Annotated in this window: 24 protein-coding genes and 2 pseudogenes; 7 read left to right on the forward strand and 19 right to left on the reverse strand. The window is 68.6% G+C overall.

Going from position 1 to position 21913, the window contains the following annotated elements; translation table 11 throughout:
* Positions 1-54: 54 nt before the first annotated feature.
* The 5 genes and pseudogenes from SSPN_RS0109080 to SSPN_RS57605 form a co-directional block, all read right to left on the reverse strand.
* The gene (locus SSPN_RS0109080) at positions 55-798 is read right to left on the reverse strand and encodes a succinate dehydrogenase/fumarate reductase iron-sulfur subunit (protein ID WP_010693770.1); all 744 of its coding nucleotides are present in this window, start codon (positions 796-798) and stop codon (positions 55-57) included.
* Positions 798-2696 (reverse strand): fumarate reductase/succinate dehydrogenase flavoprotein subunit, encoded by a 1899-nt coding sequence (locus SSPN_RS0109085; protein WP_010693771.1) that lies wholly within the window; start codon positions 2694-2696, stop codon positions 798-800. Before SSPN_RS0109085 ends, SSPN_RS0109080 begins: the two co-directional genes overlap by 1 nt.
* Before the next feature lie 205 nt (positions 2697-2901).
* Positions 2902-3692: pseudogene (locus SSPN_RS43160) on the reverse strand (hypothetical protein).
* 222 nt (positions 3693-3914) lie between these two features.
* A complete protein-coding gene (locus tag SSPN_RS0109095) occupies positions 3915-4205 on the reverse strand; it encodes a hypothetical protein (RefSeq protein ID WP_010693773.1) in 291 nt (96 codons plus the stop codon).
* 297 nt (positions 4206-4502) lie between these two features.
* Complete coding sequence (locus tag SSPN_RS57605) at positions 4503-4796, reverse strand: hypothetical protein (protein ID WP_010693775.1); 294 nt, start codon at positions 4794-4796, stop codon at positions 4503-4505.
* 49 nt (positions 4797-4845) lie between these two features.
* Here SSPN_RS57605 and SSPN_RS0109105 point away from each other — a divergent pair.
* The 4 genes and pseudogenes from SSPN_RS0109105 to SSPN_RS43165 form a co-directional block, all read left to right on the forward strand.
* Positions 4846-5268, forward strand: a pseudogene (locus SSPN_RS0109105) (molybdopterin cofactor-binding domain-containing protein); the annotation flags it as partial.
* A gap of 179 nt (positions 5269-5447) precedes the next feature.
* Complete coding sequence (locus SSPN_RS0109110) at positions 5448-5921, forward strand: (2Fe-2S)-binding protein (RefSeq protein WP_010693779.1); 474 nt, start codon at positions 5448-5450, stop codon at positions 5919-5921.
* A complete protein-coding gene (locus tag SSPN_RS0109115; protein WP_010693780.1) occupies positions 5918-6739 on the forward strand; it encodes an FAD binding domain-containing protein in 822 nt (273 codons plus the stop codon). The genes SSPN_RS0109110 and SSPN_RS0109115 overlap by 4 nt, the downstream gene beginning before the upstream one ends.
* An 82-nt stretch (positions 6740-6821) precedes the next feature.
* On the forward strand, positions 6822-7496 hold the full coding sequence (locus tag SSPN_RS43165) for an RraA family protein (protein ID WP_010693781.1): 675 nt from the start codon (positions 6822-6824) through the stop codon (positions 7494-7496).
* Positions 7497-7613: 117 nt separating this feature from the next.
* Here SSPN_RS43165 and SSPN_RS0109125 read toward each other — a convergent pair whose 3' ends face one another.
* Positions 7614-8429, reverse strand: a complete 816-nt coding sequence (locus SSPN_RS0109125; RefSeq protein ID WP_010693783.1) for a GntR family transcriptional regulator — start codon at positions 8427-8429, stop codon at positions 7614-7616.
* Between the two features lie 124 nt (positions 8430-8553).
* On the opposite strand from SSPN_RS0109125, the gene SSPN_RS0109130 reads away from it, so the two are divergent.
* Complete coding sequence (locus SSPN_RS0109130; protein ID WP_010693785.1) at positions 8554-9717, forward strand: cytochrome P450 family protein; 1164 nt, start codon at positions 8554-8556, stop codon at positions 9715-9717.
* Positions 9718-9771: 54 nt separating this feature from the next.
* On the forward strand, positions 9772-10656 hold the full coding sequence (locus SSPN_RS0109135; protein WP_010693802.1) for a DUF72 domain-containing protein: 885 nt from the start codon (positions 9772-9774) through the stop codon (positions 10654-10656).
* A 110-nt stretch (positions 10657-10766) separates the two neighbouring features.
* Here SSPN_RS0109135 and SSPN_RS43170 read toward each other — a convergent pair whose 3' ends face one another.
* From SSPN_RS43170 to SSPN_RS0109175, 8 genes are all read right to left on the reverse strand, one after another.
* Positions 10767-11816 carry a hypothetical protein gene (locus tag SSPN_RS43170; RefSeq protein ID WP_010693804.1) on the reverse strand — a complete coding sequence of 350 codons (1050 nt, stop codon included), beginning with the start codon at positions 11814-11816 and terminating at the stop codon, positions 10767-10769.
* Positions 11817-11935: 119 nt separating this feature from the next.
* A complete protein-coding gene (locus SSPN_RS0109145; RefSeq protein ID WP_237710498.1) occupies positions 11936-12682 on the reverse strand; it encodes a protein phosphatase 2C domain-containing protein in 747 nt (248 codons plus the stop codon).
* A 12-nt stretch (positions 12683-12694) separates the two neighbouring features.
* Complete coding sequence (locus SSPN_RS0109150) at positions 12695-13150, reverse strand: MarR family winged helix-turn-helix transcriptional regulator (protein ID WP_010693810.1); 456 nt, start codon at positions 13148-13150, stop codon at positions 12695-12697.
* Positions 13151-13182: 32 nt separating this feature from the next.
* Positions 13183-13440, reverse strand: a complete 258-nt coding sequence (locus SSPN_RS43175) for a hypothetical protein (RefSeq protein ID WP_010693812.1) — start codon at positions 13438-13440, stop codon at positions 13183-13185.
* 42 nt (positions 13441-13482) lie between these two features.
* On the reverse strand, positions 13483-13917 hold the full coding sequence (locus SSPN_RS57610) for a hypothetical protein (RefSeq protein ID WP_010693814.1): 435 nt from the start codon (positions 13915-13917) through the stop codon (positions 13483-13485).
* A gap of 89 nt (positions 13918-14006) precedes the next feature.
* A complete protein-coding gene (locus SSPN_RS0109165; protein ID WP_010693816.1) occupies positions 14007-14186 on the reverse strand; it encodes a cytochrome P450-like enzyme in 180 nt (59 codons plus the stop codon).
* 178 nt (positions 14187-14364) lie between these two features.
* Positions 14365-15225, reverse strand: coding sequence for a DUF4097 family beta strand repeat-containing protein (locus SSPN_RS0109170; RefSeq protein ID WP_010693818.1), 861 nt, complete (start codon positions 15223-15225; stop codon positions 14365-14367).
* A gap of 78 nt (positions 15226-15303) precedes the next feature.
* Positions 15304-15816 (reverse strand): toxin-antitoxin system HicB family antitoxin, encoded by a 513-nt coding sequence (locus SSPN_RS0109175; protein ID WP_010693820.1) that lies wholly within the window; start codon positions 15814-15816, stop codon positions 15304-15306.
* Between the two features lie 802 nt (positions 15817-16618).
* Between SSPN_RS0109175 and SSPN_RS48745 the strand changes: the two genes are divergently transcribed.
* Positions 16619-18049, forward strand: coding sequence for an outer membrane protein assembly factor BamB family protein (locus SSPN_RS48745; RefSeq protein ID WP_049887584.1), 1431 nt, complete (start codon positions 16619-16621; stop codon positions 18047-18049).
* Positions 18050-18182: 133 nt separating this feature from the next.
* Here the strand turns inward: SSPN_RS48745 and SSPN_RS0109185 are convergent, their stop codons facing one another.
* The 5 genes from SSPN_RS0109185 to SSPN_RS0109205 all read right to left on the reverse strand — a co-directional run bounded on the left by SSPN_RS0109185 (position 18183) and on the right by SSPN_RS0109205 (position 21667).
* Positions 18183-18569: an ankyrin repeat domain-containing protein gene (locus SSPN_RS0109185; protein ID WP_010693823.1), complete on the reverse strand. Its 387-nt coding sequence runs from the start codon at positions 18567-18569 to the stop codon at positions 18183-18185.
* Between the two features lie 124 nt (positions 18570-18693).
* Positions 18694-20157: a catalase gene (locus tag SSPN_RS0109190; protein ID WP_010693825.1), complete on the reverse strand. Its 1464-nt coding sequence runs from the start codon at positions 20155-20157 to the stop codon at positions 18694-18696.
* A gap of 34 nt (positions 20158-20191) precedes the next feature.
* Positions 20192-20617: a Fur family transcriptional regulator gene (locus SSPN_RS0109195; protein WP_010693830.1), complete on the reverse strand. Its 426-nt coding sequence runs from the start codon at positions 20615-20617 to the stop codon at positions 20192-20194.
* Between the two features lie 186 nt (positions 20618-20803).
* Positions 20804-21181 carry a VOC family protein gene (locus tag SSPN_RS43185; protein WP_010693831.1) on the reverse strand — a complete coding sequence of 126 codons (378 nt, stop codon included), beginning with the start codon at positions 21179-21181 and terminating at the stop codon, positions 20804-20806.
* A 90-nt stretch (positions 21182-21271) separates the two neighbouring features.
* Positions 21272-21667, reverse strand: a complete 396-nt coding sequence (locus SSPN_RS0109205) for a helix-turn-helix domain-containing protein (protein WP_029535134.1) — start codon at positions 21665-21667, stop codon at positions 21272-21274.
* Positions 21668-21913 lie beyond the last annotated feature (246 nt).

The following is a 21913-nucleotide window of genomic DNA, read 5'->3' on the forward strand; positions in this document are numbered from 1 at the left end:
AGTCCCGCTCACCTGGCTGAGCCGGGCGAGCGGGACTCTCAGTCGGTGTCGCGCTCAGTCCTTCTTGCGGCGGAAGAGGCTGAGGATCGGGTCGTAGCGGCGGTCCGCCACCCGCTCCTTCAGCGGGATCAGCGCGTTGTCGGTGATGTGGATGTTCTCCGGGCAGACGTCCGTGCAGCACTTGGTGATGTTGCACAGGCCCAGGCCGTGTTCGCCGCGCGCTTCCTCCGGGCGGTTCTCCGCCGCGTCCAGCGGGTGCATTTCGAGCTCCGCCACCCGCATCAGGAAGCGGGGGCCGGAGAACGCCTGCTCGTTGTCTTTGTGGTCGCGGATGACGTGGCAGGTGTTCTGGCACAGGAAGCACTCGATGCACTTGCGGAACTCCTGCGACCGCTGCACGTCCACCTGCTGCATCCGGTACTCGCCCGGCTCCAGGCCTTCCGGCGGCGCGAACGACGGCACCTCGCGGGCCTTCACGTAGTTGTAGGACACGTCCGTGACCAGGTCCTTGACCAGTGGGAACGTCCGCATCGGCGTGACCGTGATCGTCTCGGCCGGCTCGAACGTCGACATCCGTGCCATGCACATTAGCCGGGGGCGGCCGTTGATCTCCGCCGAGCACGAGCCGCACTTGCCCGCCTTGCAGTTCCACCGAACCGCCATGTCCGGGCACTGGGTGGCCTGCAACCGGTGGATGATGTCGAGCACCACCTCGCCCTCGTTGACCTCCACGGTGTAGTCGCGGAGCTCGCCGTCGTCCGAGCCGCGCCACACCCGGAAGTGCGCCTGGTATCCCATCAGAGCCCCTTCACCTCAACGTCCGCCAGCTCTTCTTCGGTGTAGTACTTGCGCATTTCCTCGACCTTGAACAGCTCCAGGAGGTCCCCGCGCATCGGCACCTGCGACTGCTCTACGACCTCGACCTGCTCGTCGCCGATTCCGCACACGAGCAGCTTGCGCCGCCACTTCGACTCCATCACCGGGTGGTCGTCGCGGGTGTGGCCGCCGCGGCTCTCGGTGCGCAGCAGCGCCGCCCGCGCCACGCACTCGCTGACCAGCAGCATGTTCCGCAGGTCCAGGGCCAGGTGCCAGCCCGGGTTGAACTGCCGGTTGCCCTCAACCGCGAGGTGTTCGGCGCGCGCCTTGAGGTCTCGCAGCCTCGCCAGCGCCTGCCGCATCTCCTCGCCCTTTCGGATGATGCCGACCAGGTCGTTCATCACCTGCTGCAGCTCGGCGTGCAGCGCGTAGGGGTTCTCCGCGTTCGGCGCGGCAGCGGACTCGAACGGATCCTGCGCGCGACGGGCCGCGGCGTCCACATCGGACTGGCCGATGTCCGGCCGCGCCCCGAGCCCCGCGACGTACTCGGCGGCACCGGCGCCCGCGCGGCGGCCGAAGACCAGCAGGTCGGACAGCGAGTTGCCGCCCAGCCGGTTGGACCCGTGCATCCCGCCGGCCACTTCGCCGGCCGCGAACAGCCCCGGCACCCGGGACGCCGCGGTGTCCGGGTCCACCTCCACGCCGCCCATCACGTAGTGACAGGTCGGCCCGACCTCCATCGGCTCCGCGGTGATGTCGACGTCGGCCAGTTCCTTGAACTGGTGGTACATCGACGGCAGCCGCTTGGTGATCTGCTCGGCGGACAGCCGGGTCGCCACGTCGAGGAACACCCCGCCGTGCTGCGAACCCCGGCCTTCCTTCACCTCGTTGTTGATCGCGCGCGCCACCTCGTCGCGCGGCAGCAGCTCCGGCGGGCGACGGTTGTTGTCCGGGTCGTCGTACCAGCGGTCGGCTTCGTCCTCGTTGTCCGCGTAGTTGTCCTTGAAGACCTCGGGGATGTAGTCGAACATGAACCGGCGGCCCTCGGAGTTGCACAGCACGCCGCCGTCGCCGCGCACCGACTCGGTGACCAGGATGCCCTTCACGCTCGGCGGCCACACCATGCCGGTCGGGTGGAACTGGACGAACTCCATGTTGATCAGCGACGCCCCGGCTCGCAGCGCCAGCGCGTGCCCGTCGCCGGTGTACTCCCACGAATTCGAGGTCACCTTGAACGACTTGCCGATCCCACCGGTGGCGAGGATGACCACCGGCGCCTGGAACAGCACGAACCGCCCGGACTCACGCCAGTACCCGAACGCCCCGGCGAGCCGGCCGTCGTCCTTGAGCAGCTCGGTGACCGTGCACTCCTGGAAGACCTTGATCCTGGCCTCGTAGTCACCGTGCTCGGCGTGGTCTTTCTGCTGCAGCGACACGATCTTCTGCTGCAACGTGCGGATCAGCTCCAGCCCGGTGCGGTCACCGACGTGCGCCAGCCGCGGGTACTCGTGACCGCCGAAGTTGCGCTGGCTGATCCGGCCGTCCGGGGTTCGGTCGAACAGGGCGCCGTATGTCTCCAGCTCCCACACCCGCTGCGGCGCTTCCTTCGCGTGCAGCTCGGCCATCCGCCAGTTGTTCAGGAACTTCCCGCCGCGCATGGTGTCGCGGAAGTGAACCTGCCAGTTGTCGCGGGAGTTGACATTGCCCATCGACGCGGCGATGCCGCCCTCGGCCATCACCGTGTGGGCCTTGCCGAACAACGACTTGCACACCACTGCCGTGCGCAAGCCCTGGGACCGCGTCTCGATCGCCGCGCGCAGGCCCGCACCACCGGCGCCGATCACGACGACGTCGTACTCGTGCCGTTCGATCTCCACCATCGACTTCCTTCTCCTTCACAAGCGGCGGCAGCCGCTTGCGGTGTGGGACTCAACTGACACCGCCGCAGGTTCTCAGGGGCCCTTCTCGCGAGGACAGCCCCGACGTGGTGTTGGCCACTCATGAGGTCGGGGATGCCGCAGCGAGAAGGCCGCTGAGGTTCCGCTACCGGCGCCGCCACGTAAACCACCTGAGAACACTTCCTGGCTAGTTGAGCAGTCTCGGATCCGGGAACGCCCCGCTGGCCACCAGCAGCACGTATAGGTCCACCAGCGCCACCGACACCAGCGACGACCAGGCCAGCACCATGTGCTTGCCGTTGAGCCAGGTCACCTTGGTCCAGAACCAGTAGCGCACCGGGTGCTTCGAGAAGTGGGTGAGCCTGCCGCCGATCAGGTGCCGGCAGGAGTGGCAGGACAGCGTGTACGACCACAGCAGCACGGCGTTGACCACCATCAGCAGGGTGCCCAGCCCGATGCCGAAGCCGCCGTCGGCGCCCCGGAAGGCGATCACCGTGTCGTAGGTCAGCACCGCCGCCACGATCAGCGCCGCGTAGAAGAAGTAGCGGTGCACGTTCTGCATGATCAGCGGGAACCGGGTCTCGCCGGTGTAGCGGCGGTGCGGTTCGGTGACCGCGCAGGCTGGCGGCGACGCCCAGAACGACCGGTAGTAGGCCTTCCGGTAGTAGTAGCAGGTCAGCCGGAAGCCGAGGACGAACGGCAGCACGAAGATCGGCGGCGGCACGAATGGCCCCAGGTCCGGTGCCGGTTGCCCCCAGTGGCTGGAGCCCGGCACGCAGGCGGTGGACAGGCACGGCGAGTAGAACGGCGCCAGGTAGTGGTACTCGGGAACCCAGTACCACTGGTTCATGAAGGTGCGGATCAGGCCGTAGACCACGAAGGCCAACAGCCCGATAGCGGCGGCAGCCCCCACCGGTCGGTTCGCAAGGTTCGCACGGAGATCCGTGCCCGGCCGGTGGCGGTTGGTGGTGCGGACATTTCGCAGACCTCGTTGTCTTAATCGTCCGGCAGTGCTCACCTGAGGCCGCTCATTGTGGATCAACGGTCCCGGTGCAGGTAGTCCCCCAACCGGCGCAACAGCCGGGGGGCTTACCCCGATCAAGCGAAATGCGGGGGAACGCATCCCCCGCATCCAGACCCGATCCACTGCGGACAGGTGGGCGGCTGCCGACTGGCGGCGAGCGGTACCAGACGGCGGCCCTACTGCGGGGCCCGCCCGCCCAACCCCTCGTCGTCGGCGTCGCGCCACAGCGACGGGTCGTAGGGGGTGTCGGGCACTATCACCACGTCCTCGGTCGACTCGGTGCTGCGCCGCTGGATGGGGAGGGTGCCGGAGAGTTCCGCGACGTCGATGTCCAGCCGCTCCACGTCGTTGTGGATCCGGCGCACGGCCGGGGCGTCGCCGTAGCGGGATCGCAGCGCACTGACGCTGCTGCGGAGCTGTGCCAGGACCCGCTGGAGTTCGGCCAGTTCGGTCGTCGTCGAGGCCATTGGCGAACACCTCTTCCGCCTAGTGGTGTGCTTACCGCACCGACTCTGCCCCTAACGAAGGAATGTGACAAGTACCACACTGTAGATCTTGAACGAATTCCCCCACCGGGGTCAGGCGCTGCTGCGCGGCGCCGCGCAGCGCACCACGAGCTCGGTTCCGAGAGCACGCGCGGGCCGCTGCGGAACGGCGATCGATGATCACCGCTGCCACCGCCACCACAGCGAACGTCGGGACGAAGCACGGGACCGCCGTGATGATCGGGTGGCTGGCCAGGACCAGCTCCGCCGAGGCGCTCGTCATACCTGCCGTGACGTCCGCGAGCCGGCCGGCCGGGACCGCGCGGTGTCGCGGGGCGCGGCAGGCCAGCCGGCGGCCCGAGATCGCACGCGACACCCGCTGCGCGCCCACCCCAGCGACACCACCAGCGTCACCGGGCAGGCCAGGACCACCAGCGAGGCGCTGAGCCACAGCCACGGCGGGATGTCCAACTTCGTATCCCGCTGCAACACCTGCCACTCCGGTTGTCCGTCGCGGGTGAACAGCGGTTCCGCTGCCAGCTCCGGCAGGCCCAGCGCCACGTCCGCAGGCATGTGGATCGTGCGCTGTTCGGGCCGGTGTGGCGGGTCGTCAACCCGTTGCGAAATGGAGACCGAAACCGGCAAGGTGAACTATCTTCGGCACGTGACCGTCGACGACGCCGGAGTGCTCATCAACCCGATCCTCACGGAGGGGCAACGGCACGGCGGCATCGCGCAGGGCGGCGCCCAAGCCCTGCTGGAGGAGGTCTCCTACGACGCCGACGGAAAGCCGCAGAACGCCACCCTCGCCGACTACGCCTTCATCACGGCGGCCGAACTGCCCAGCTTCGAGCTGCTCACGATGGAAACGCCGGCCACGCTCGACCCGTTGGGCGTCAAGGGGGTCGGCGGGGCCGGCACCATCGGCGCCACCCCGGCGGTGCACAACGCCGTTGTCGATGCCGTGGCCCACCTCGGAGTCAAGCACATCGAGATGCCCACCACGCCAGAACGGGTGTGGAAAGCGATCAAAGCCCATTCATGAACTTAATTGCCATAGGTGGTCCCGTAGCGGAACCTCAGACGCCGGTGGTCACCCTGCGCGCGTGGGCCAAGCGGCGACGCCGCTTCATGGACAGGAAGACAACGAGGCATAGAAAGCCCGCGGAGTTGGTTCAGGTGAGTGGATCACGCTGACCTGACAAGCGCTTAGGAGTTCGTTTCGTGCAAGTTTCGATCAACGTCAACGGCGAGCGGCGCAGCCACGAGGTCGAGGACCGCACGCTGCTCGTCCAGTACCTGCGGGACGACTGCGGCCTGACCGGCACCAACATCGGTTGTGACACCACGTCGTGCGGGGCATGCACGGTGCTGCTGGACGGCGAGTCGGTGAAGTCGTGCACCGTGCTGGCGGCCCAGGCCGACGGCCACGAGGTCACCACGATCGAGGGCCTGGCCGACGGCGAGGAGCTGCACCCGATGCAGCGCGCCTTCCAGCAGAAGCACGGGCTGCAATGCGGGTTCTGCACGCCGGGCATGGTGATGGCTTCGGTGTCCCTCGTCGAGGAGAACCCGAACCTGACCGAGGCCGAGGTGCGCGCCGGGCTGGAGGGCAACCTCTGCCGGTGCACCGGCTACCACAACATCGTCGAAGCCGTGCTGACCGCGGCCAAGGTGAAGTCGGGGGCCGCGGAATGATCCCTGCCGCGTTCACCTACAAGAAGGCCAACACCGTCGAGGAGGCGCTGAGCCTGCTCGCCGAGCATGGCGACGACGCGAAACTGCTCGCCGGCGGGCATTCGCTGCTGCCGCTGATGAAGCTGCGGCTGTCTGTGCCGGAGGTGCTGATCGACCTCGGCGGGCTGCGCGACCTGTCCTACATCCGCGACGAGGGCTCGGAGATCCGGATCGGGGCGCTGACCCGGCACCACGACCTGGAGCACTCCGAGCTGCTGACCCGCGAGGTCCCGCTGCTGGCGCACGCCGCAGGCACCGTCGGCGACCCGCAGGTCCGCCACCGTGGCACCATCGGCGGCTCGCTGGTGCACGGCGACCCGGCCTCCGACCTGCCCGCGGTGGCGCTCGCGCTGGACGCGGTGCTGGTCGCGCAGGGCCCGTCGGGTACCCGCGAGATCCCGGCGACGGAGTTCTTCACCGACTTCTTCGAAACCGCGCTCGGCGAAGACGAGCTGCTGGTGGAGATCCGGGTCGCGAAGAACCCCTCGCAGGGCTGGGACTTCCAGAAGTTCACCAAGCGCGCCATCGACTGGGCGGTGGTCGGCGTAGCCGTCGCCGGTCAGCGCGTAGCGCTGGTGAACATGGGCCCGACGCCGATGCGGGCGCGCGGCGTGGAGGAGGCGCTGGCGAGCGGAGCGAGTGCCGCCGAAGCCGCGGAGCGGGCGGCGGAGGACACGTCGCCGCCGGACCAGGCCAGCGCCAGCGCCGACTACCGGAGGCACCTGGCGAAGGTGCTGGTGCGCCGGGCGCTGGAAGCCGCCGTGGCACGCGGCGCGTAGCGGTTCAGTCGAGGTGCGGGACGCCTGTGACCGCTCGGTCACGGGCCCCGCACTCGTTTCTCGGATGAGTAAGGAGTCCACTGTGGAGGCACTGGAGCCGGACGTTCTAGCGGCGCTGCGACGCTACGACACCCCGACGATGGCCAACGCCATCGAAACATTCGACATCCGCCCGCACGACACCGGCTACGCCGGCCACGAGATCCGCTGCATCTTCCCCGACCTGCCGGTGATGGTCGGCTACGTCGCCACCGGCACCATCCGCGCCCGGGGTGACGAGCCCGGCCACGGCCCGGACCTGGTGTGGAACCACGTGCGCCAGATCCCCGGGCCGCGTGTGGTGGTGCTCCAGGACCTCGACGACCCGCCGGGGCACGGCGCGTTCTGGGGCGAGGTCATGGCCACCACCTTCGACGCGCTGGGCTGCGAGGGCGTGGTGACCAACGGCTGCGTCCGCGACCTCGACGAGGCGCACGCCGTCGGCTTCCGCTTCTTCGCCGGTTCCGTCGGCGTCTCGCACGGTTACGTGCGCGCGGAGGAGGTCGGCGTCCCGGTGACCGTCGGCGGCCTGCAGGTCTCCCCCGGCGACCTCCTGCACGCCGACAAGCACGGCGTCCTGCTCATCCCCCGTGAAATCGCGGCGGACCTCCCGGCCGCCGCGGAGCGGGTCATCGCCCGCGAGCAGAACTTCCTGGGCTGGGTCAAATCCCCCGAATTCGACCCGGACGACAACATGATCGGCCGCCTCCGCCACTGAGGCGTGCCGCCGGGCAATGGGCCTGCAGGCAGGCGGCGGTGATGCCCTGCCCTCGCGATCACCGCCGCCATGCCCAGGACGTTCGGCCCGCGCCCGGCGAACCAGGCTCAGGGTTGTTCACTCGTCCTCCGGTTGGTACGGCCCGTCCATCTCGACGACGATCCGGGCGGAATCTGGGCGCGACCACGAGCGAATGCACAGCACTGGGGTGCCGGTGGCGGCGTCCAGGCTGACGCTTTCCACGAGCCACACCGGTCGATCTGACTCGATTTCCAGGCCGGCGACGACCTCGGGACCGGGGAGCGTGTTGCTGACCCGGCACCAGGAGCGGACCGGTTGGACCTTGCTCATCTGATGCAGGATCGAGTCGACCGATTCGACGCTGTGCACCGCGATCTCGACGTCGTCCAGCACGTCGGCCGGGATCCATTCGTTCGACCAGCCGTGCAGCAGGTCGTCGACGTAGTACTGCCGGATCAGCAGGCTCGCCGGGCTTCCGACGGGCCGCTCCAAGCGTTCGGCTTCGGTCGCGGGCAGCGAAGCGCGCCGCACGCCGCGCACGACAGAGCGCGGTTCGGCTCCCGCCTCGCGCACCGTCTGATGCCAGGACGGGGCCCGGCGCTGCGAGATCACGTAGTCGATGCGCCGGTTCACGAAGGTCCCGGCACCGCGCACCCGGCGCACCAGCAGCCGCTGTTCCAGTTCTTGCATGGCGGCGCGGGCCGCCGCCCGGCCGACCTCGAACCGCGCGGCGATCTCGTGCTCACCGGCGATCCTGCTGCCCGCCGGGAGCTGCGCGAGTTCGGCGGCGAGCGTGTCGGCTATCTCCACGTACCGGCTTCTGACCACGTCCGGAAGCCTGCGCGCCGAGCTTGTCCGAACAACTTCGCCCAGCTCAACGCCCGGAACCGCGAAGGTGAACACCCCGAACACTTAACACCGTTTCGCTGGCAGACTCCCCTCCCGCGGTGGGGACCGCAGTTTCAATTGAAACTGCGGTCCCCACCGCAGAACGTTCCACCGCATACGCTCTGACAACTCGCGTAGCTTCGACACCGTGATCGAGATCGACTCCGCATTCGTCACCGAACCCCGAGCCACCTATGCCCGGCTCCGCGCGCAGGGCCCCGTGCACCGCGCCACGGCCCCGGACGGCACCTCGGTCTGGCTGGTCACCCGCTACGCGGACGTGCGTGCGGCGCTGGCCGATCCGCGGCTGTCGCTGAACAAGAAGAACTCCGGCGGCGGCTACCTTGGCTTCTCGCTGCCGCCCGCGCTGGACGCGAACCTGCTCAACATGGATGCGCCGGAGCACGCGAGGCTGCGCCGCGTCATCGGCAAGGCGTTCGCCCCGCGCCGGATCGAGCCGCTGCGGCCCCGGGTCCAGCAGATCGCTGACGAGCTCCTGGACGCCCTGACCGGGCAGGACGAGGCGGACCTGCTGCCGACCTATTGCGCGCCGCTGCCGATCACGGTGATCTGCGAGCTGCTCGGCGTGGATGCGGCCGACCGGCCGGACTTCCGGTCCTGGACGGACGGCATGCTCGCGCCCGAAACGCCCGACCAAGCGCGCGAAGCGCTGCGCGCGCTCTACCGCTACCTGCTCGATCTGATCGCGGCGAAACGCGCGAACCCCAGCGCCGACTTCCTCAGCACGCTGATCGAGCTCCGCGACGAGGAAGACCGGCTCAGCGAGGACGAGCTGACCTCGGCGGCGTTCCTGGTGCTGTTCGCCGGGTACGAGAACACCGTGAACTTGCTGGGCAACGGGCTCGCGGCGCTGCTGACCCGCCCCTCGACGCTCGCCCAGGCACGCCGGGGGATTTCACCGACCACTGTGGACGAGCTGCTGCGGTTCGACCCACCGCCGCAGTTGGCGATCCGCCGGTTCCCAGTGGCCGACGTCGAAATCGGCGGCGTGACCATCCCGGCCGGGGAGACGGTGCTGCTCTCGCTGGTGTCTGCGCACCACGACCCGGATCGCTACGCGGAACCGGACCACCTCGACCTCGGCCGCGAGGACAACCCGCACCTGGCGTTCGGCCACGGCCCGCACTTCTGCCTCGGTGCGTCGCTGGCGCGGATGGAGGGAGAGATCGGCTTCGGCGCCCTGCTGAGCCGGTTCCCGAACCTCGCGTTGAGCGTGTCCGAGGAGGAGCTCCAGTGGCGGAACTCCTTCCGCAACCGCGGCCTGCGCACCCTCCCGGTGGCCCTGGGCTGAGGCGGTTCGCGACCACTCGCTTCTGGTGCCGGGGCGAGTACCGTCGGTGACGTCATGCGAGCTCGCTCCACGTCGCGCAAGATCCGGATCGGCACGTCCGGCTGGGTGTACGGCCCCTGGCACGGTCCGTTCTACCCGTGCGATCTGCGCCGCGGCGCAGAGCTGGAGTACCTGTCGCGCCGGCTCGGCTCCGCCGAGGTCAACGCGTCGTTCTACTCCCTGCAACGCCCGGACACGTACCGCCGCTGGGCGGAGCAGACGCCGGACGACTTCCTGTTCGCGGTGAAGGGCAGCCGCTACATCACCCACATGAAGAGGCTCCACGACGTCGAAACGCCGCTGGCGAACTTCTTCGCCTCCGGCGTTCTCGCCCTCGGCTCGAAGCTCGGGCCGCTGCTCTGGCAGCTCCCGCCGTCGCTGGGCTTCGACGTCGAACGCCTGACGGCGTTCTTCCGCCTCCTGCCCCGCAGCACCGCCGCGGCCGCTGCGCTGGCCGCTCGGCACGACGACCGGCTCGCGGGCCGCTCGCTCACCGAGACCGACGCGGATCGCCCGATGCGCCACGCGCTGGAGGTCCGCCACCCCGGCTTCGCCTGCACCGATGCCGTCGAGCTGCTCCGCAGCCACGACGTCGGCCTGGTGGTGGCGGATGCGGCTGGCGAATGGCCGCACCTGGAAGATGTGACGAGCGATTTCGTGTACCTCCGCTTCCACGGCGCGGAGGAGCTCTACGCCAGCGGTTACACGGCGAAGGACTTGGACCGCTGGGCGAAGCTGATCCGCGCCTGGCACGGGGGCGAGTGCCCCAAGACCAAGCACACGGTCGCCGACCCGGCTCCAACGTCGAAGGGCCGCGACGTCTACGCGTACTTCGACAACGACGTGAAGGCCCACGCCCCCCACGACGCGATGTCCCTCGCCGAACGCTGCTCCGGCTGAAGCCGGGCCAGGATCGCTACGGCTGGGGATGGTTCGGCCGAATCAGGTGTCGTGCGTGCTGTGGGCTGCTATGGCGACCCAACGCCACGCACGAGCCCCGACCAGGCCGCTCAGGAGGCTTCGGAGCCCGGGAGCTGTCGGTTGTCGAAGGTGTCCCGCACCAGTTCCGCCAGCTCGCGGTGACCGTGCGCGGCCAGGACCTCCGCCACCCGGCGGCCGAGCACGGCGCGTTCCTCCCCCGTCGCCAGGCTTTCGATCGCGGCCAGCACGTGTTGCGGAGCTCCCCAACCGCTGCCCTGGAGTTCGAACTCCTCGAAGCGGATCGAGCGCATCGTGGGCTGATCGGTGGGGACCGCGCTGATCCATTGTGGAGCGTCGATGTCCGGAGCGGGCACCCGCGTGTCGTGCGCGGCGGCGGTCAGCCTCCGCAGGTTGCCGATCTGGTGGACCGCCTCGCCGACGTTGCCGTCTTCCCGCGCCAGCCACCAAACCAGCGCGCTGCCGGGGTCTTTCAGCACGTCATCGGCCAGGTAGGCGCGCTTTTCCCGCTCGTGGTCGCGGTTGCGCTGCCAGAGTTCCTGCCGCTTGCTGCCTTCGGCCAGGTGCCGCAGCCGGTCCGCGTCGGATTCGGTGAGTTCCAACCGCACGTCGCCCGCCCAGGCCGACACGTGCCCAGAAGGATCCGTGCGCTCCGCGCCGAGCGCGGCGTTCAGCCGGTACTGCGCGAGTTCTCCTTCATCCGGCGGAATCTCCGCCACGAGGTACTTCGCCTGCTCCAGGACCACGTCGACCGCAAGCGCACCGGGGTCGGCGTGCGGCAGTCCTGGCGCGTCGGGTCTCGGGTACCAGAACACCTTGCCGGATAACAAGAACTTGTAGTCCGGGTGCGCGCTGCGAATCGGCAGGCGCGATAACAGCTGCTCGACGGGCGCCGGCCGTTCCGGCGGTTCGGCGGCTTCGACGAGTTGCGGCTCCGCCGCGAGTTTCCGTTCCTTCCAGCTCCTGTACCGCCAGAACACCAGCCACGGAGCCGCGAGCGTCAGCACGACCAGCGCGAACCACAGCCACATCGGCCAGCCGAACCGGAGCCCGAGCACGATCCAGAGAAGCGCCGCGATCACCGCCACTGCTTTCACGACACCACGCTGCTCACGATTCATCTGAGGTCCTCCATGCAGGGGCCTGGGCTGCACCCCCAATTCAGTACCGGGCGTCGGGCACGGCGGAACCGTTCAAGCGGATTTCCGCTCGAACAGAGCAGACCCGCCCACGGATCGGGTCAGAACCGCAAGAACACCGCTGTGGCGTCGTCCTGGGGTTTTCCCCGGTGGCGACGGCGTTCGTCCGGGGTTTCGGCGGCTTCCGCTGCTCGCACGCGGCGCAGTAGTTCGGCGGGGCCCGCGTGTTCGACGAGATCCAGCAGATCGGCCCAGTCGCCCAGGCCAAACCGCTCCACGTAGCGGGACGCGCCGTCGGTCAGCAGCACCGCCCGGCGGACGTCCGCCGCCGGGACCACGCCGTGCACCGCCTCGTGCGCCGCTTCGGGCTTCGTGCTGGCGACCCAGAAGCCGCCCGGCCGGTTCCGCTGGTCGCGGACCGCTCCGACCGTGTAGCTGGGCAGGTGTTCGAGCCGGTCGTCGACGACCGGCCGGGTCTCGCCCGCCACGTCGAGCACGATCGGGCTGTCGGCGAGCACCAGGTACTCCAGGTCGTCGCCGCGCAGCCGCAGCAGCGCCGCGGTCGCCGAGGGGCTCGAAGGGTTCTGCAGGTCGCAGGTGTCCGCGTGCGCCGCGCAGGTTGCCCGGATCGCGTCGGCGAGGACGTCCGCAGCAGTTCCGCCCGACACCGCGAGCCGCAGCGCCAGCTCACCGCCGAGGCGCCGCACCAACCAGGGCACGTCGTGCGCACAACCACTGTCCACACCGGACGGCGCGGTCGCGCCGTCGAGGACGAACGCCCAATCCGGTCCGGCCGCAAGGTAATCCTCGTTCGCCCGCCCCGGGGTGGCGATCGTCGCGTGGGCCACCTGCACGATCGATCAGCCACCGGGACGATGCGGGAGGTTGTGCAACGCCGCCACCAGCGGCGCAAGTTCCGGGACCTGCTGCGCGTCGGCCAGCGCTTTCTCCAGTGCTTCGTCGTGGGTTGGCCGGGCCTTCTCCAGCAGGGCGCGGCCGGACTCGGTCAGCTCGGTGTAGATGCCGCGGCGGTCGTCCTTGCACAGGACGCGGGTCAGCAGCTGGCGGTCTTCCAGGCGGTTGACCAGCCGGGTCGTCGCGCTGCCGCTGAGCGCCGTGGCGCGGGCGAGCTGCTGCATCCGCATGTGCCAGCCGTCCTGCCTGCCCAGCGCGTCGAGGACGGTGTATTCGACGACCGACAGCCCGTGCTCGGCCTGCAGCGCCTTCTCCAGCGTGGTTTCGAGCGCGCCGTGCAGTGCGGCGAGCGTGCGCCAGCCGTGGGCCCGAATCTCGACAGCGTCGTCGGCGATCCCCACCGCACACCTCCCGTGACGTATCTCGCCTCCGACTATAGCAGCTTGCGCAGATATGGCGCGCGTGCAAGCATGTTGTCGACCCGGCCCTTCTCGTTGGGCACGACCGAGAAGTGGTCGACCTCCCAGCCCCGCCCCTCGATTGCCCGGATGCGTTGCGACCCGGGATCGATCGCGTCGCCCTTGCTGCCGCGCATCGCCACCAATCGAACGGTGAGCCGCCGCCGCCCGTGGTCATGGGCGGCGACGGCCGGCGCACTGAGATCGTCGGCCGTATTCTGGAGAATTCCCATTCCGCCATCAAACCCCAAAGCGCGCAAACAGCACGAAACTGGTCAGTGATCGTCGTTGCGGAAGAAGAGTTCCTCCAAGTGGTCCGCTGTTTCGGCGACGAAGTTCAGCGGATCGGTGAACTCGTTGATGTCGAGGTTGAGCAACGGCAGCGAATGCCGGAGCACGACGTGCTCGCCGATGATCACCGCCCCGCACACCACGGAAGTCTGCCCGAGCTCCTCCAGCAGTTTCCACAGGTCAACACCGTCGGCCCGGCCGATTACCGAAACGACCTGAACCCAGTCCTCGCGGCCGTCAAGCAGCTCGCGGCAGACGATGACGATCTGGCTGCGGTCGTCGTCGTATTCGACGAGGATCCGGACCTCGTCCCCGCTGTCCTCGATGATCTGGTATTCGGGCTCGCCGTCTTCCACCTCGCCGATGACGAGCCGGTATTCGTTCCGGACAAAAGCGATGAGATCTTCCCAAGTCGCCACGTTTCCTCCCAGTCATTCGAAACGCGATCCTGCCACGCGGACTCGTCGCGCCAGGCCGTTTTCCGAACGGGAGCAACCGAAAGCGTCATTCAGGTGAGCAGCGGCACGGAGTTGGGGCCGATCAGGTCCGTGCCCGGCATGGGGACCGGCGGGTTCTCCGGGTCCGTGCGGAGCTGGGGGAATCGGTCCAGCAGGATGTTCATCGCGATCCGGCCTTCCAGCCGGGCGAGCAGCGGAGCGCCCAGGCAGAACCCGTGAACATCGGCCACGGCAGAGCGCAGACCGGAAATCGCATTGCAGGAAATAGGAACTCGCGCGAATCAGCGGTTCATCGGAAACTCCGGTGCGAGGCCGGAACTGACCGCGGTAGCAGCCGGTTTCGGCTGCTACCGCAAGGTCTCGTGCGGCCCGGACTCGGCATCGAGCCGCCGGGGCGAACCGCGCCGATCATTCGTCGACGTTCCAGGAGCGGCGAACGACGATGCCGCCGGTCATGGTGCGAGCACTGACCTCGACGGTCTCCTCCGATTTGCCCGGCGCCTCGGCGGCGTCCAACGAGTTGCTCACCCGACCGCCCATTGAGTTCAGGTCGAGGTAGGCGGCTGTGCCTTCGCGGATTCCGATCTCCAGCTCCCCCACCGCAGTCGCGAGCACGACCGTGCCGCGTGCGACCTCGTGGATCCGGATATCGCCGTTGGCGGTCTTGGCATCGACGGAGGCGTGCGCCCGGCCGATGGAGATGCCGCCGTTGGCGGAGTTCAGCCGCACGTCACCGGAGATCTCGCCGATCCCGGTGTCCCCGTTGGAGTTCTTGAGCACCCCGGTGCCGTCGACCTTCCCGATCCGCAGCTCGCCGGACCCGGTGGTCGCCTCGGCCGGCCCGTCCACGCGCTCGACGTTGACCGCCCCGGTCCCGGTCTTCACGTTCAGCGGACCGGTGGTGTCTAGCCGGATGCTGCCCATCGAGGCCCGGAACCGGCACTTCCCGAGCCGTCCTTCGCTGCGGAAGTCCCCCAGCGCCGAGGTGCCCTCGACCTTCGACCCGGCAGGCAGCTCGATCACCACGTCGACCGAGCCCCCGTCGCGGTTCCCGTAGTGCCGCCACCGCTTCGAGGTCTTGACCACCAGTTCCCCGTTCGAGAACTCGACGCGGGTCAGTTCCGCGGCCTTCACGTCGGCCTCGCGGGACGCGTCGGTCGGCCGCACCTCGACGACCGTGTCGGTCCGGTCGCCGGCGACGATCCGCACGTCGCCGAGGACGACGTCGACGTTGGCTGAAATCGGTTCTGGCGTGTCGAAAGTTGGCATGGTTGTCCCCTAGAGTCGTGCTTCGTGAGCGTCCTGGCTGGCAGGACGTATGGTGCGTGGCGGTCGGGTTGCGCGCCGCTAGCGCGCCCAACCGGTGTATCGCTGCCCGCGCCGGCCGGCGCTGTGCCCGGCGGGTCGCTCAGCCGGCTCCACGGCCGCGGCGGCGGCCCGGACGAGCCACGCGTTGACGGACAGCCCTTCTCGCGCGGCCGCCTCCTCGACGCGGACCTTGAGGCGCTCGGGCATCCGAACGTTGATCCGCGACATGGCGCCCTCATCGGCCTCCAGAGCCAGCCGGACCTCCGCCGGAGCACTTTGGCCGCCCTCCGCCTCGAACGCCTGGTCCGTCGGCGGTGCAGTCACGACGAATTCCGGCTCGCCGCCGCGCAACCGCAGATCGACCGACCCCGGCGCGAGATCGCGGGTGATCTCGTCGACGGCCGACGACAACGCATCCAGCAGGGTCAGCCGGATGGCGGACTCCAACGGCGTCGTCAACCGCTCGGCGAGCGCGCGAGCATCCTCCCCACCAACCTCGGCGGCGACGGAGAGCTCCCGCCGGAGGTTGTCGACGTATACCCCGAGATTCATGGCACCATGATGGCATCATTTTGGCACACATGCAACCATGTCTGGCGCAGTCGAGTGCCACGAACGCCGTACAGTGCGCTGACCAGGCCCGATTCACGCATCAGAGCAGGATCGGAGATCACGGCCGCCCGCTTCGGCGAACGCGGGAGAGAGATGGCACCGAGCCCGTGCCCCTCGACCGGCAGCCGAGCGGTCACGGGCTCGCATCCCGCCAGCTGCAGAGCCAACTGGCTGGAATACCGGCGCGGTCCGCTTTCACGCCACAGCACTACAGGTTCTGGAACAGCGCCACGATAAAGGCGGTTACTGCGGATTCCGCCACGATCGCACCGGCACGTGCAGCCCCGGCCAAGGCCGAACGGGCCAATGCGCGGAACGTTTCGGCGCGACTACCCCGATTCTGCTCAACATCGCGCGCGGGTCGGCGCCGGTCGATGCGGAGTTTCAGGTGGACCCTCGTACCGCCGGGCAGGCGGGTCGGAACACGTATCATGCCAGCTCCATTTCCGGTTCTGGCTCGGCCTCTTGCCGGAGCCACCACCCATTGGCCGGCGGGATGCGGGGCGCGCCAAGGGATTTCGGAGGGAGTCGGAGTCCGGAGAGAGAAAAAGCCAGGTCAGTCGCACTCTCCGAAGGGGTCCGACTCGGCCGGTCAGCTGCGGAAGACCCAAACAGCGGCTTCCCGGCGGCGAGCGCGAGCGGAGATACTCGGGCTCGTGCGGGCCGCCTCTGACCGCGGGGAAGGCGGAGGATGAAGTCGAGATCGAAGCCGGGAAGATCCGCTGCCCTGGTCCGAGCGCTCGTGGAATTGGAACGGCAGGCCAAAGAATCCAGAGCCCGAACCGGCCTGCGTTCGTCGAGGGCGGCCCTCGCCAAGGAAAGCGGTGTATCGGAGCAGACGCTCAGCGACTGGTTCAACGGTCGGCACGTGCCACGCGACCTGGACCAATTGATGAAGGTGGTCGAAGTGCTGACCAGCTGGGCCGACCTGCGTGCCCCCGAATACGGGCGCTGGAACCGATTGCTGGTCGATGATTCCTCCCACCGAACAAATTCCGTGCCGGAATCCTCCGGTTCTGACGGACTCCGTTCAGACCCCGGTGCTGATGCGAGCGGCGCGAACCCACCTGCGAACCAGCTGCACCAGGGTTCGACGCAGAAAGGCGCAATCGCAGCTCCTGCGCGGCTGCGCCGCCGGAACCTCCTGCTCGGCATCGCTGGCGCCGGCGCTGCCGCAGGACTCGGCTTCGCCGGTTGGCAGCTGGTCGGCCGCCGCCCCGGCCAACTGCTGTGGAAGCACCGCATCGACGGGCCTGTTAGTTCAACCCCTGCGGTGGCTGACGGCGTGGCCTATTTCGGAAGCGATGACCAGAGCTTGTACGCGGTGGACGCGGCCAGCGGAGAGCGGCTGTGGAGATTCCCCACCGGCGGTCGCGTGCGGTCGTCCCCGGTGGTTGTCGACGGTGTCGTGCACTTCGGCAGCGACGACAAGACCCTTTACGCGGCGGATGCGAACAGCGGAGAGCCGCGATGGCACTTCCGCACCGGCGGCGACCTGGGGTGGTCGTCTCCGGCGGTGGCCAACGGAGTGGTGTACGTCGGCAGCGGCGACCGGAATCTGCACGCGCTGGACGCGAGCACCGGAGCCCGACGATGGAGCATTCCCACCGGCAACCGCGTCTGGTCTCCGGCGGTGGCCGATGGCGTCGTTTACTTCGGCAGCGATGACAAGACCCTGCATGCGGCCGATGCGGCCAGCGGAGAGCCGCGATGGAGCGTCGCCACCCAGGGTGTCTTCACGTATCCGACGGTGGCGAACGGGGTCGTGTACGCCGGTGGTGGGCAGAATCTGCACGCGTTGGATGCAGCCACCGGAAAACAGCGGTGGGCTTTCCCCATCTACGCCAACGCGGGTTCGAGCCCCGCCGTGGCCGACGGGGTGGTGTACGTCGGCAGCGACGACCACAACCTGTACGCAGTGAACGCGGAAAGCGGCGCGGGCCTCTGGAGATATCCCACCAACGGCGAGGTGCGATCATCACCGGTGGTGGCCTACGACGTGTTGTACGTCGGCAGCGGCGAGGGCGACGGCAACCTGCATGCGGTGAACCTCGACGGCACGCCGCGGTGGAGCTTTCTCATCGGCGGCTACATCTGGTCGTCTCCGGTGGTCGCCGACGGCGTGGTGTACGTGGGCGGCGCCGACAGCCACCTCTATGCGGTGACCGCGTAGCGGCGAGCGCCCGTGATTGTCCAATATGGACTATCGAGCCATGCGGCTTCTCCGGAAGCGAAGATCCCGACTCGTCAGCCAAAAGATGCTCAGCGAACGCAAGCACCAGAGGCCGCCGCGCCGGACGAATACCTCAATCGGCCAGCAGGTGCTCTCGGCCGAACATGGTGGCGGCGGCCCGCGCGGTGGGCGTGCCCGCGTCGAGGTCGGCTCCCGCCTCGCGGAGCACTGCCACGACCTCGTCCGCGCCCTTGAACAGCGCACCGGCGATGGGCGCCTGGTCGCGCTCGTTGCGCAGGTCGGGATTCGCGCCACGGTCGAGCAGCGCGCGCACCGTCTGGGCGTACCCGTGGTAGGCCGCGAGCATGAGCAGGGTGTTCCCGCCCTGGTCGGCCACGTCGACCGGGAGTCCGTGGTCGACGAACTCCGCCAACTGCGCGGTTTCGCCTGCCCGGGCCAGGTTCATGGCAATCGCCACGACGCGCTCGGTCTGCTCCGGAGTCAGTCCACCGTGGCTCATCAGCAGTTCTTCCTGATCGAATCTATCGAATCTGGCGAATTGTCTTGCGGGGACAGCGCGGCGGCCACGGGCATTCCCGTGGCCGCCGCACCTGCGAACGGAGAAGTCCGGGCCCTAGCGGGTCTCAGCCCTTGCTCGCGGCCAGCGCCTCGACCGCCTTGCGGACGCCCTCGCCGTAGGCGGGGTCGGCCTTGGTGCAGTTGGCGATGTGCCGCTCGATGGTCGCCTGGGAGGCGCCGTCGATGGCGCGCGCGGTGTTCTCGAAGAGGACCTTTTGCTGCTCCGGCGACATGTTCCGGAACAGGATCCCGGGCTGCTCGAAGTAGTTGTCGTCGTCCTCGCGGAAGTTGAACCGGTCGGCGACAGCACCCACCGCCTGGGCCGGGTCGCGGTAGGCGGGCTGCTCCTGCCAGCGGCCGTACGAGTTCGGCTCGATGCCCGGGGTGGCCCCCTGGTTGGCGTCGACGCGCATGGCACCGTCGCGGTGGTAGGAGTTCACCGGGTTCTTCGGCTTGTTGACCGGGATCTGGTGGTGGTTCACACCGAGGCGGTACCGCTGGGCGTCACCGTAGGAGAACAGCCGGCCCTGCAGCATCTTGTCCGGCGAGAAGCTGATGCCTGGCACCACATTGGCCGGGGTGAAGGCGGCCTGCTCCACGTCGGCGAAGTAGTTGTCGGGGTTGCGGTTCAGCTCCCACTCGCCGACCTCGATCAGCGGGTAGTCCTTCTTCGACCACACCTTGGTGAGGTCGAACGGGTGGAACCGGTAGGTCTCCGCGTCGGCCTCCGGCATGACCTGCACGTACAGCTTCCACTTCGGGAAGTCGCCGTTCTCGATCGCCTCGAAGAGGTCGCGCTGGTGGGACTCGCGATCCTTGCCGACCAGGGCCTCGGCCTCGGCGTCGGTCAGGTTCTTGATGCCCTGCTGGGTGCGGTGGTGGAACTTGACCCAGAACCGCTCGCCCTCGGCGTTGATGAAGCTGTAGGTGTGCGAGCCGAAGCCGTGCATGTGGCGGTAGGACGCCGGGATGCCGCGGACGGACATCACGATCGTGACCTGGTGCAGCGCCTCGGGCAGGTTGGTCCAGAAGTCCCAGTTGTTCTCGGGGTTGCGCAGGTTGGTGCGCGGGTCGCGCTTCACCGCGTGGTTGAGGTCCGGGAACTTCAGCGGGTCGCGGAAGAAGAACACCGGGGTGTTGTTGCCAACGATGTCCCAGTTGCCGTCTTCGGTGTAGAACTTCATCGCGAAGCCGCGGATGTCGCGCTCGGCGTCGGCCGCGCCTCGCTCACCGGCGACGGTCGAGAACCGGACGAACAGCTCGGTCTTCTTGCCGACCTCGGAGAAGATCTTCGCACTCGTGTACTGGGTGATGTCGTTGGTGACCGTGAAGGTGCCGAACGCGCCCGAACCCTTCGCGTGCATCCGGCGCTCCGGGATGACCTCGCGGTCGAAGTGCGCCAGCTTCTCCAGGAACCACACGTCCTGCAGCAGCATCGGCCCGCGAGCGCCAGCGGTCAGGGAGTTCTGGTTGTCAGGGACCGGCGCACCGGCCACCGTGGTCAACGGTTTCTGGTTGTTCTCAGGCAAAACTCGCTCCTCGGTGGAATGTTTTCGTGCGTGCTCACTCGGCGCGGGAGAGGCAGTCCGGGCAGATGCCCCAGAAGGTCACCTCCGCCTCGTCGAGCACGAATCCGTGCGGGTCCTCGGCGTGGAGGCATGGCGCCTCTCCCACCGCACAGTTGACGTCGGCGATGGCACCGCAGTCGCGGCACACCAGATGGTGGTGGTTGTCGCCCACGCGCGTCTCGAACCGGGCGGGGGAACCAGCCGGTTCGATGCGGCGGACCAAACCCGCCTCGGTGAGCGCGCGCAGGACGTCGTAGACCGCCTGCGTCGACACCGAACCCAGCTCGCGGTGGACGGTCGTCGCGATGGTGTCGGTGTCCGCATGGGGATTTTCCGAGACCATCGTGAGCACGGCAACCCGCGGACGGGTCACCCGCAGCGACGCCCCCCTCAGGAGGGCGGCGGCATCGACGGACGGCATGGCCCCATGACTACCAACGTTTCTGGAATGAGTCAAATAAAGCGAACACGAACTGGTGAACACGAGCGCCCGCATCGCCTGACCGAGCCGCACCACGCGAAGAGCCCCGCCGACGAATTCCGCCGACGGGGCTCTTCCATTCCTGATCTGGGCAAGGCGGGGCTGGACGCGTCCCGCACACCCCGGCTATTCGGCCTCGGGCCTCCAGCGGGCGATGTCGGCGTCGGTGATCTCGGTGGGCTGCGCCGCGAGCTGGGTGATCCTGATGTGGTTGCCGAACGGGTCGCGCAGGGCGCAGTCGATGCCGTAGGGCTGCCGCGTGGGCACCTCGGTGAACTCGACGCCCTTCGCGCTGAGGGTCTCGTAGGTCTTCTGACAGTCGTCGGTGGTGAGGATCGCCGCGACGCCCATCGCGCCCTTGGTCACCAGGTCGCGGACCTGCGCGGCGACCGCTTCGCTCAACGACGGCGGTCCCGGCACCTCCAGCAGCAGGTGCCGTTCCGGATCCGACGGCAGCGCGATCGTGAGCCAGCGCATGAATCCCATGTCGACGTCGGAGGCCACCTCCTTCCTGCTGATCGAGGACCATGACGGAGTGGATGCTGATGCGGTTGAACATGTCGAGAACGCTACGAGCAGCCGGGGCGTTGTGGCTTATCCGAAACGACTCGGTCTGGTCCACGCCTTGACGAAGCAGACCGGAACGCCGAGCGGCCGCGCGCTGGCCCGGTACTCGGTGGGCGGGACGCCGACGATCGCGCGGAACGTGCGGCTGAACGTCCCCAAGCTCTCGAAGCCGACCTGCCGGGCCACCTCGGTCACGGTGACCGAAGGCGAGCGCAACAGCGCCATGCCGCGTTCGATCCGGCGCCGCTGCAGGTAGCGGTGCGGTGTCTCGCCGAACGTCGACCGGAACGAGCGCGTGAAGTGGGTGGGGGACATCAGGGCGATCCGAGCGAGCGCGGCCACGTCGAGATGACGGGCGAAATCCCGGTCCATCGCGTCCTTGGCACGCAGGAGCCGCCGATTCTGGTCCTCCTGCGGGCTCATGGAAGCGGCTGCCACGCACCGATCGTAGAGCCGAACTTCCGGGAGGAGCGAGAGCGCGGTGAACTGGCCGCTCGACCAACTCGCCGAGATCGCCCAATCCCGGCCTCCGACGAGGACGGCGACCGGGTCCGAGGGCTGTTGCTCGCGAGCCACGAGGTCGACGGCGTGAACGAATGGCAGCTCCGCGAAGGCCGAGTCCGCATCGCACCAGCTGACGCCAGGTACCGGGGCCTCGACGCGTAGCCG

Origin of the sequence: Saccharopolyspora spinosa NRRL 18395 (genome assembly GCF_000194155.1) — a bacterium.
Classification (GTDB): domain Bacteria; phylum Actinomycetota; class Actinomycetes; order Mycobacteriales; family Pseudonocardiaceae; genus Saccharopolyspora; species Saccharopolyspora spinosa.